Raw genomic sequence first — 10763 nt, 5'->3', positions numbered from 1 at the left:
TCCAAAAATATATAAACGAAAGTGAGACGATCCCTGTGAATTTCAGAAATTCAAAACACAGCACCACCTTTACAGACGCAATCAAAAAAAAGAACAAAAGAGATTATATAGAGCGGTTGTTCCGTTTACAGAGCACAACCGGTTTTTATCGTCTACAAAATACAGTTCATTGCCGACACGAGAAAACCATTTTGCATGAACATCGTCTTCTTTTGTCCACACGTTCATTTCGGTGTCAAATGCGTAAACAGACCATTTGTTTCCGTCATTCATCGAGATATAGTATTTGCTGCCGACTGTGCCGCCTACTGCATCCGACCAAAACGCAGTGCCAAGTTTCTGAGAAATCGTCACCGGCAAAGAACCGTCATATGCACACACACCATTTCTCGACAGATAGAAAAGCGTTTCGTTTACAATGACAAGCGAACGCTCACTGCCTTTTTGCACACCGCGCGCGTAAACATCCGATATCTGAAAATTTGCCGGACGCGTTCCATACACCTTATGGATAATATCTTCTTTTAAAAAAAGAACATACCCAAGATGAGAAATCGCACCGGTAAAATCTCCGTCAGAACCAATCGTAGCCGCATAGGAATCAGACGAAAGCCCCATGAAACAGTTCCAGTTTTTCGGATCGCCTAATTTACAGCAGTAAATCTCGTGATTTTTGCTTGAGCACCCCCAGATACGGTTTTCCTGTTCCGTGACAAAATCCATATCAGGAACAATTCTTTTAACCGTCACATGGCCGCTGTCTGCCGGTTGATTGAACGGCGCGTTGATGATGCCAATAACAATGATGTATCCGTCGCCGCGCTCCTGGATCACCATATTTGTGTTGAATTGCTCATCCGTAGAACCGGAGATCCTCACACCGTCATATTTCGAAAACAGCTTTCCGATGTTTTCGGATGCAATCTTTACATAGGTGGACGGAATCGCCGTCCACGCCGTGTACGTTTCGCTGTACTGTTTAAGCACAGCAGGGGACTGCGATGTATCAAGCCATAATTGGCCGGGAGACGGTGTGTCCGGCGCTGTAATGCCTACTGTGTAGTCCTCATATGCCGTACCGTCTGCACTGCAAAGCGTGTACGATACATCCGCTACAGTCTCAAAAGTTGCTTCCAAGTCTTCAAACGTTCCGTCTTCGGTGTTGTACACTTTCTTATCCGGGAAAATAACAAGCAACGCGCCAATCTTGCACATCTGCTTGTCGCTTGCTTCCACTTCTCCGACATACGCGCCGTTGTAGTAGAATTTTGTGCCGTCGACCCAAGCCAGCTTGTCTTTGGTATACAAGATATGAGGATCTGCAAAAGTGCGGATGATGCCGCGTTTCCTGCGCGGAGACAGCACGGGATAAAAGTCTGCAGTCATGTTTTTCTGATCATAGAATTCATTCTCATCAATGACGAGATTGTGGTTGATACCGCCAAACCCAGCGATCATATTTCGCGTTTTTTGTGTACTCGACAAGTACGGCTTTTGCATTTTCTCACCTCACAATGCGTTGTATTTTGCCGTAATATTTGATGTATGTGACACATTGAACCATTCTTCAAATGTTTGCTTATAATAATTAAACAACTGCAAATCGTTGTTGTAGCGGTCGATCTCGCCGTTTGCATAGTCGATTTTAGATGCAAGATATGAAACGTATAAATCCGAAAAAGCTTCTGGAACAGATATCTATGATGTATATGAAAAACTGCTGTCTATCGGAATCCGAAAGTCTCCAAACGATATTATGCTGACAGACAATGAGGATGATGATATTCAGATAAAGCTATATTCTGACAGTAATTTTGGGAATCATGTTATTCGGCTTCTCGGAGAGGATAACAGTCTTGCAGACGCCAACACAACTGCATATTTGCTTATGACAGCAGATGATGAACTCAAAGATGAACTGGAACAAAACATTCTTTATGACCAATATGATTCCATTCAGGAATTAACAGCAGATATCAAGAAAATGAAGGATATGCTGGGACAGTTCAAAATATCGTTCTTCTGCCCGCTTGACGGAAACATTGAAGAGAGTGAATACAGTGAAATGCAACCGGCGGGAAACCGGTATCTGAAAAGTTATGAATGGGAAATCCGTGAGCTGCTGGAAATGGAACAGTCATCGCCGGAAGATGAGATGGCACAGTTCTTTGACGATGATGAAAGCGTAAAGGCCAAGCTTGTCAGTGCGGTATGGACTGTCGACGAATATAAAGGAAAATTATACGGAAAAATCAACTGCCGATTCAAAGAACAATTGACAGAAGATGAAACAGAGATTTTCAAAAAGTGGCTGGTTGGACAGTGTGCAGACGGATTCGGAGAACACTTTGAACAACAGCCGATTCAAACAGAAGACGGCAAACTTTTCGTTTCTTTTTGGAACTCTTCAGACAGCTATTTCCTCTGTACTGAGGATGAATTAGAAAGCTGTATTGAAAATTCACAGGGATTACAGATGGGAGGAATGTAATATATGAATGTTACAGATAAATATCCGCTTTTAATTGGTCATTTCCCTGCCGGAAGGACAGAACTTCACAGCCTGCAGGAAGTGGCAGATTTTATCTGCACACATGGTCTGTATGATGACCTGTTGATTACGACAGCGGACGGTGAACCATTTATCTCTACCTTCGGTATCTATATTGACCGGATAGCCGATATGAGATACAGAGAACAGCTTCTGAAGGTACTGATTCCGATGCAGATGGAACTTGACGGCACGGCGGAAATATATGAATCGGAAGAACCTATAAATGAAATGGAGATGTAAGATATGAACGAATGGGAACGCCTGCACAGGCAGGCAGAACGATATAAAGAAATGTATCCCCCCGGCACCCGGCTGGAGCTAATCAGCATGGATGATCCATATGCCCCTGTACCGCCCGGAACAAGAGGAACAGTGCAGTATGTGGACGACGCATCTCAGATCGGAATGAAATGGGATGACGGGAGAACGCTGTCCCTGATCCCCGGAGAGGACAGCTTCCGCAAACTGACGCCGGAAGAATTGGCAGAAGAACAAAATGAAAATATGAATAATGAGGACATTGCTCCTGTCATGGAAATGTGAGGTGAATAAAAATATAAGGAATGGTCGGATGCCATATGGTAATCCGATTTTTCGATATGTTTGCGGGGATCGGCGGTTTCCGTTCAGGACTGGAAGCAGTCGGCGGTTTTCAATGTATCGGTCACTGTGAAATCGATAAGTATGCAAATCAAGCATATAACGCTATTTATAAATCAAAAGGAGAAATGTATTTTGAAGATGCAAGAACCATTGATCCAAACGATCTGCCCGACTTTGACCTCATCTGCGCGGGTTTTCCATGCCAAAGTTTCTCAGTTGCTGGAAAGCGGCTCGGATTTGCAGACGATACAAGAGGCACTCTCTTCTTTGAAATTGCCCGAATTGCTGAAGCCAAACGGCCTCCATTTCTTCTTATGGAAAATGTCCCCGGTCTGCTGTCGCATGACGCAGGCAGGACATTTAAAACCATCCTCTCCACGCTTATTGAACTGGGGTATGGTGTTGAATGGTGTGTGCATAACAGCGCAAATTTCGGAGTTCCCCAGCAAAGACGGCGACTGTATATTGTCGCAAGTCTTGGAGGACGAGGTACCGGAGAAATATTTCCTCTCCCCGGCGGCAATGCGGAAGATCTTAAGCAGCTCATCCCCGGACCGCAGGGACAGCGCGTCTATGATCCATCCGGAGTAGCCTGTACACAATGCGCGGGTTCGGGCGGCTGGGGCGGTAAAACAGGGTTATATTTCATCGATATGAACAGCAATCCTGTTATTACCCGGCACGCAAGATGCATTACAGCGAGACAGGATTCAGGAGTCAGCAACCACCGAGGGGAACATTCGGCAGTTCTGGTTACTGACGAACCGAGAGCTATTATCAGCCCCGACAGAGAAAAAGTGCGCCAGCAAGGCAGAAGAATCAAAGAACCAAACGAGCCGATGTATACAATAACGGCACAAGACCGGCATGGGATTATCCATCACGGAAGAATACGAAAGCTCATGCCGATTGAATGTTGGCGGCTGCAGGGTTTTACCGATGAACAATTTTATAAAGCGGCGGCAACCGGTCTTTCTGATGGACGGCTGTATAAAATGGCGGGTAACGCGGTGAGCGTTCCCGTCATTTCTGCTATCGGAACAAAATTAAAAGAAATCAATGAAAGATATGATATCGTGCAATGAGGTGTAACATATGGAAAAACAAATGCGAATTGAACTTGCAAATGAATACCCCGGAGGGGACGGATATTATTACGCATCCCTTGAACTGCCCGCGGAGGAATATGAAATCCGTGACGCTCTGCAAAAAATAAGAGCCGTCGGCAGAGAAAATGTATCTCCTGAAATCTCCGTTTTGGAATGCGGCCTTTTGCCGGAACTTTTGGATGTCCGGCTTGATTCCCCGACACTGGATGAAATGAACTTTTTTGCAAAACGCCTTGCTTTTTTGGGGTTTGAAGAAATATTGGCATTTCAGGCTATAGCCGGTCGGGATATCACGCAAAACAATGCAGATGAGCTTGTCAGCATAAAGGATTTAATCAATACAACTTACGGTCTTGAAACAGTCATGATTGCTGCCGATGTGAGTGACGATGAACTACTCGGTCAATTCGTCATCGAAAGCGAATTGCATGACGATGTAAACAGCGTTCCTGATAACGCAGTCTATCTGCTGGACAGAAAGAAAATCGGCAGGCTGCAAAGAGAAATTGACGGCGGTATCTTTATAAACGATTTTTATATCGTAGCCGGAGAATATGAACGGCCTGAAATATATGACGGAAAAACTCTCCCCAATGAAGAACCTTCCGAGTGGTATGCTTTCCGCCTTAAAATTGCAGAAGCGCCAATGAACAGCGCAGATGAAACAGCAGGCAGTGCCGAATGGATCAGCCTGCCAATCGTCAAATCAGAAGCAGACCGCATAGCCAACCTTCATAATGAAGGTTGTATAGAAGATTGCGTATACTTTGATTTTGAATCATCTATTCCTCAGATAACTTCTGAAATGTTCGGTGATATGCAGGACTTTGACAAGCTGAATAGGCTTGCTGAAAAAATCACCTATCTTTCGCCTGTCGATCAGCTGAAATTTAAAGCAGTGCTTTGTGCCGAACAGCCTGCGGATTTGGAAAGCTGTCATGATATTATTGACCATTTATGGCAGTATCAAATCACCGCTAAACCGGATGACGCCGGAGCATTTTTCAAGCAATATCTTTCTCACCATTTGGACAGTAAGTTTGATTCTGAATGGCTGGATACGCTTTTTACAAGAAATGAAGGCGAAAGGCTGCTCAAACGCCTCGGAGCATCCTGCACACCATACGGAGTAATATCCGCAAGAGGTCATTTACTGTATGAGCTGGTAGCTTGTCATGAACCGGAAGTTGAGGAGCTGAAAACGCAGGCGTTCACTGATGAGAAGTTGGATGTCATAGAGGTTCTTGGGCGAAAAGCATTGTTTTCCAACGGCAGAATACTTCCCGAAGAAATTCCCGAAGGTCTATATGCCTATGATTTGAGGTACAGCGATGAAGAAGGACAGTTTATCTTCATTGAGCCGAAAGTTGGTGTAAATCATGGTGGTACGGTACTGATGAGGGAACTGTTGGATTTTCGTGAAAAAGGATATCTTTCCTTTATCGATGACACTTCCCCGAATTTTCTCGGCTATGATCTGACACCGAGAGAGTTTATGGAAACTGAACCGTCACAAGAGGAAGAAAATGAGCAGCAGTTTGGAGGGATGCAGTTATGATCAAGAAAATTACTACAGATGACCTCAGAAAAATGCAAAACAAGGAAGGTCTTATTCTGCAAGGCTGCGGCGGAGATTTGCAGGAATGGCAGGACGGCATCAACGAGCTGCTGGCGAACGAAAATATTCTGCTTGACGGAAGCAAGTTTGAAAATTGTCTGTCATTTGAATGCAACGGTATAACCTGTCTGCTCTTTCCTTTCGAAGAAAATGTAAAGCTCGACACAGGAAAACTCGCCATATGGAGACTCAGATCTCACAGTACCTTCGGCGGGACATGGCTGTCAGATTATGTTCCAAACCGACTCGGAGGTTATCTCGCGGAGCAGCAGAAACCCGACTGTCCGTTGATCGGTCAGGACGGAAATATATTTAATCTGATGGGCATTGCATCAAAAACTTTGCGCCGAAACGGAATGGCAGATCAGGCAACAGAAATGTGTGAACGAATTACGCAAACGGCAGGCAGTTATTATGAGGCGCTTAATATCATCGGAGAGTATGTGAATATAACCTCCGCTGAAGATGCTGACATCGATGAAGATCAAGGGATGGTGATGTAATATGAACCGACTGAATTAAAATAACGGCATAATCTAAAAACAACGAACCGATATCAATCGCTCTAAAAAACGATTGATATCGGTTTTTTTATTTACAGGGCGATTGGTATCATTCCGAAAGAAGGTGATGACCATCAAAACTCCTGTCAGCTGGATGGGCAATACCCGACCGAGAGCGCAGCGGTTTGGATCGCACGGATTGTTTACCGATGACGGCGTGAGGATTAAGCTGAACAAAGTCTCAGATGAGCTGAATGTTTATGAAGGCAATGTGTGGACGGTCATCATATCGCTTCGCCGTGAAGATGCTCAGCGGCTTGGATATAACACCGGCGAACGGTGGCGGGATATGCTTCGCACACAGACTCAGGCGCTCGCAGAAAATTTCAAGATACCGATGGAACATCTGAAATGGTACGGCGCCTTTCATAACGAATCCCATCACCCCCATGTACACCTCATAGTATATGCGGATGAAGGAATCAAACCGTACCTCTCCAAACAAGGCGTGATGAATCTGCGTTCTTCTTTTGCGAAGGACATATTTGCCCAAGACCTCTATTTTGTATATGAAAAAGAAACTGAACGCCGCAGCGAGCTTCGGCAGCAGAGCCGGGAATTGATTGCTGAGATTGTTTCAAAAATCAACGCGGGCAGTTATGAAAACCCAAAGCTCGAAGAAATGCTTCTTCAGCTTGCCGACCGTCTTTCAAAAACATGCGGTAAAAAACAGTATGGGTATCTGAAGGCAGATGTCAAAGCAATGGTCAACCGAATCGTAGATGAACTTGCTTCTGATGAGCATATCTCTGTCCTGTACAATCTTTGGTACGAACAAAGAGAAGAAGTTCTCCGCACCTATACGGAAACTATGCCGGAGCGCGTTCCGCTGTCCCAAAACAAAGAATTCAAATCCATACGCAATGCAGTGGTACAGGAAGCAATGAATATTGCGGCTGAACATGATCCGATTGTTCTGCTCGATGAGGATGTGTTCACTGTGGAGGAACCGGATATGGATGAGCCGGAAAAAGATGAAGCATTGAAGCTGTCTGAAAAAGAAAAAACTTCTGTCATGTGGAAACTTTACAGGAAAGCAAAAGAACTGCTCGACAAAGACAGCGCTGAATACAATCCGTCTCAAGCCGTGAAAATGCTTATGGAATCGGCAGGACTTGGCTGCGGAGTAGCCAAATACCGTCTCGGAAAAATGTTTCTCAGGGGTGAAGATGTTTCGAAAAATGTAGATTACGCACTTCTCTGGCTGGAAGAATCCGCAGATGAGGATAATCCATATGCTGAATATCTGCTTGGCAAAACCTTATTCAAAGGCGAAGATACAAAACAGGATTTGATTCGTGCAGAAAGCTTGCTCCGCCGTTCTTCCGAACAGCATAACAAATATGCCTCATATACCCTCGGAAAAGCACTCTTGGACGGCAATGTGCTGATACAGGATATTCCCGAAGCCATCCGCTTACTGACCGAATCTGCAGAAAGCGGATTCTCTTCGGCAGAATATCTGCTCGGAAAACTTTTATACCACGGAGAAGTTGTGGGACAGGACATCAGCAAGGCACTTCTGTATCTGGAACGAGCAGCAGAAAAGGAAAATGCCTGTGCTGCCTATCTTGCGGGTAAAATTCGATTGACCGAAGATGGGTATATGGATATTCAGAAAGCTATCAGGCTGTTTCAGATCGCCGCTGCACAGGGAAATCATTATGCCGAATATCAGCTCGGCTTAATATATCTGAGAGGCAAGGATATACAACGGGATGAGCAACAAGCAATCCGATGGCTGACTGCTTCTGCGGAACATGGCAATCAATATGCCGCACAGCTTCTGCACAGCATCAAAAATAATCGAAACTGGTTTGCAGCAATGAGCACGCTCAGACTGCTGCATCATATGAGCCAAATGATTCGGAATTGTTTAGAAGACGAGCGTAAAGGAAAAAGCGGAGCAATAATTGACCGAAAACTGCGACGAAAAATTCAGGAGAAAAACGAAGCGCTCGGTATTAAGCAAGGATAGGAGGATAGAAAGTGGCAACAAAATATATTCATTTTACAGAACAGCAAAAAGAACAGGCGCGGCAGACAGACATTGCAGAAATGCTTCGCAGTCAGGGCGAAACACTCCGGCGATCCGGTTCGGAGTATGAATGGCGTGACGGTTCTGAAAAGGTTACTGTCAGAGGAAATTTGTGGTTTCATCAATATGAAGAAGTCGGCGGGGATACAATTGATTTTGTCAGACGGTTCTACAACAAAGATTATCCCGAAGCAATGGAATACCTTCTTGGCGGCTGTGTAGGAACGCTGATGGTATCACCGCCTGTTCAGCGAAACCCAAAAGTACCATTTGAATTGCCGGAGAAGAACGATAATATGCGCAGAGTATTCGCCTATCTTTTAAACCGTAGAGGGATTGACCGATATGTTCTCTATGCCTTTGCACACAAAGGGTTGATTTATGAATCAGCAGATTATCACAATGTGGTATTTGTGGGAAAAGATAAAGACGGCGTATCGGTTCATGCCCATAAGCGAGGCAGCGGTTCGGAAAGCTCATACAAAGGCAATGTCACCGGCAGTAATCCGAAATACAGTTTCCACTGGAACGGCGGTAATGATAGGCTGTTTGTTTTCGAAGCACCCATAGATATGCTCTCCTTCATTTCAATGCATAAGGAAAGCTGGCAGAAAAACAATTATGCCGCCTGCTGCGGTGTATCTGATCAGGTGCTGTGGCAGATGATGAAAGACAATCAAAATATCAGCAAGGTATACCTCTGCCTTGATAATGACGAAGCAGGACAGTCTGCAGCAAAACGAATATCTGACAAGCTCTTTATAAAGGGCATCAAACATGAAATCCTCGTACCGATCCACAAGGACTGGAACGAGGATTTATTATATCCTGTTGAAGAAAGTGAGGCGGAAGAACCATGTCAAATATTACAACTCTGATTGTTGTAGGTGCGGTCATGTTTGCCGTACTCGGCGGGGTGACGCTGCTGTCACACATCTACAGTCTGAACGGCATCAAGAGCAGAACGGTCGGTGACGGTCAGCACGGTACAGCACGCTGGGCAACCAAACGAGAGATTCGAAAAACTTACCAACACATTCCTTTTACACCTGATAAGTGGAGAAAACAAGCAAAGAACGGTCAGGAGCCAACCGCATCTGTTGTACACCTTCGTCCGCCGTTTTCAAAGAAGGACAAGACAGAGGAAGTCTCTCTTCCGCAGGGCATTGTGGTCGGCTGTACCGGAAATACCACTGCCATGATTGACACCGGCGATGTTCATGCACTGATGATCGGTGCGGCAGGTGTCGGCAAAACTGCATATTGGCTTTATCCCTGCATCGAGTATGCCTGTGCTTCCGGCATGAGCTGGCTTTCTACTGACACCAAAGGTGACATCATGAGGAACTGTGGTCAGATTGCAAAAGACTATGGCTATCATGTTTCAGTGATCGACCTCAGAAATCCTACTAAGAGCAACGGTAATAATCTTTTGCACCTCGTCAACAAGTATATGGATTTATACAAAAAGCATCCTGACAAGCTGGTGTATAAGGCACGGTGTGAAAAGTACGCCAAGACCATCTCAAAGACCATTATCCTGTCGGGAATGGATGCGGCATCGTTTGGACAAAACGCTTATTTCTATGACGCAGCAGAGGGTTTGCTCACAGCGACGATTCTGCTTGTTGCAGAGTTCTGCAATCCGGAACAGCGCCACATTGTATTGGTCTTTAAAATCATTCAGGAACTGCTGGCGCCTTCGGGCAAGAAAGGAAAAAATCAGTTTCAGCAGCTCATGGAACTGCTCCCAAACGATCACAAAGCGAAATGGTTTGCAGGCGCGGCCTTAAATACTGCGGAGCAGTCGATGGCTTCAGTTATGTCCACCGCACTCTCAAGGCTGAATGCTTTTCTGGATTCGGAATTAGAGCAAATTCTCTGCTTTGATACCGAAATTGACGCGGAAAAATTCTGCAATGAAAAGTCTGCGTTGTTTATTATTATGCCGGAGGAAAATCCGGCAACCTTCTTCATGATCTCTCTGATTATCCAACAGCTGTACCGGGAAATTCTTGCCGTAGCAGATGAGAACGGCGGTAAGCTCAAAAACCGGTGTGTATTCTTTTGTGATGAGTACGGAACTCTTCCTAAAATTGAATCAGCGGAAATGATGTTCTCTGCTTCCCGTTCAAGGCGGCTGCAGATCGTTCCGATTATTCAGTCGTTTAGCCAGCTTGAAAAGAACTACGGCAAGGAAGGCGCAGAAATTATCGTAGACAATACCCAGCTAACTATCTTCGGTGGATTTGCACCGCAAAGTACTTCTGCAGAAACC

At 45.1% G+C, this 10763-nt stretch carries 10 protein-coding genes; 9 read left to right on the top strand and 1 reads right to left on the bottom strand.

What is annotated here, in order from left to right:
* Positions 1-81: 81 nt before the first annotated feature.
* Positions 82-1500 carry a hypothetical protein gene (locus H6A12_RS12575; protein ID WP_204448374.1) on the bottom strand — a complete coding sequence of 473 codons (1419 nt, stop codon included), beginning with the start codon at positions 1498-1500 and terminating at the stop codon, positions 82-84.
* 388 nt (positions 1501-1888) lie between these two features.
* Here H6A12_RS12575 and H6A12_RS12570 point away from each other — a divergent pair, with 388 nt between their 5' ends.
* The 9 genes from H6A12_RS12570 to H6A12_RS12530 all read left to right on the top strand — a co-directional run.
* A complete protein-coding gene (locus H6A12_RS12570; protein WP_204448372.1) occupies positions 1889-2491 on the top strand; it encodes a hypothetical protein in 603 nt (200 codons plus the stop codon).
* A 3-nt stretch (positions 2492-2494) separates the two neighbouring features.
* Entirely contained in the window at positions 2495-2794 is a 300-nt protein-coding gene (locus H6A12_RS12565) for a hypothetical protein (protein ID WP_204448370.1), read from the top strand.
* A gap of 3 nt (positions 2795-2797) precedes the next feature.
* Positions 2798-3097, top strand: coding sequence for a DUF4314 domain-containing protein (locus H6A12_RS12560; RefSeq protein ID WP_204448368.1), 300 nt, complete (start codon positions 2798-2800; stop codon positions 3095-3097).
* A gap of 35 nt (positions 3098-3132) precedes the next feature.
* Positions 3133-4242 (top strand): DNA (cytosine-5-)-methyltransferase, encoded by a 1110-nt coding sequence (dcm, locus tag H6A12_RS12555; RefSeq protein ID WP_204448367.1) that lies wholly within the window; start codon positions 3133-3135, stop codon positions 4240-4242.
* Positions 4243-4429: 187 nt separating this feature from the next.
* Positions 4430-5824: an LPD28 domain-containing protein gene (locus tag H6A12_RS12550; RefSeq protein ID WP_204448366.1), complete on the top strand. Its 1395-nt coding sequence runs from the start codon at positions 4430-4432 to the stop codon at positions 5822-5824.
* Positions 5821-6387, top strand: coding sequence for a hypothetical protein (locus tag H6A12_RS12545; protein ID WP_204448365.1), 567 nt, complete (start codon positions 5821-5823; stop codon positions 6385-6387). The genes H6A12_RS12550 and H6A12_RS12545 overlap by 4 nt, the downstream gene beginning before the upstream one ends.
* Before the next feature lie 127 nt (positions 6388-6514).
* The gene (mobP3, locus tag H6A12_RS12540; protein ID WP_204448364.1) at positions 6515-8425 is read left to right on the top strand and encodes a MobP3 family relaxase; all 1911 of its coding nucleotides are present in this window, start codon (positions 6515-6517) and stop codon (positions 8423-8425) included.
* Positions 8426-8436: 11 nt separating this feature from the next.
* Positions 8437-9363, top strand: a complete 927-nt coding sequence (locus tag H6A12_RS13710; protein WP_204448362.1) for a DUF3991 domain-containing protein — start codon at positions 8437-8439, stop codon at positions 9361-9363.
* The coding region (locus H6A12_RS12530) for a type IV secretory system conjugative DNA transfer family protein (protein ID WP_204448360.1) at positions 9342-10763 on the top strand (1422 nt) is incomplete at its 3' end. The genes H6A12_RS13710 and H6A12_RS12530, both read left to right, overlap by 22 nt.

Origin of the sequence: Merdimmobilis hominis, from assembly GCF_016901855.1 — a bacterium.
GTDB lineage: Bacteria > Bacillota > Clostridia > Oscillospirales > Ruminococcaceae > Paludihabitans.
Note: the sequence above shows the minus strand (reverse complement) of the source record. Positions and strands in the feature narration are given on the sequence as shown.

Coding starts and splice junctions, on each gene's coding strand:
- H6A12_RS12575 (WP_204448374.1), bottom strand. CDS start 1,500: ATGCAAAAGCCGTACTTGTCGAGTACACAAAAAACGCGAAATATGATC.
- H6A12_RS12570 (WP_204448372.1), top strand. CDS start 1,889: ATGACAGCAGATGATGAACTCAAAGATGAACTGGAACAAAACATTCTT.
- H6A12_RS12565 (WP_204448370.1), top strand. CDS start 2,495: ATGAATGTTACAGATAAATATCCGCTTTTAATTGGTCATTTCCCTGCC.
- H6A12_RS12560 (WP_204448368.1), top strand. CDS start 2,798: ATGAACGAATGGGAACGCCTGCACAGGCAGGCAGAACGATATAAAGAA.
- dcm (WP_204448367.1), top strand. CDS start 3,133: ATGGTAATCCGATTTTTCGATATGTTTGCGGGGATCGGCGGTTTCCGT.
- H6A12_RS12545 (WP_204448365.1), top strand. CDS start 5,821: ATGATCAAGAAAATTACTACAGATGACCTCAGAAAAATGCAAAACAAG.
- mobP3 (WP_204448364.1), top strand. CDS start 6,515: ATGACCATCAAAACTCCTGTCAGCTGGATGGGCAATACCCGACCGAGA.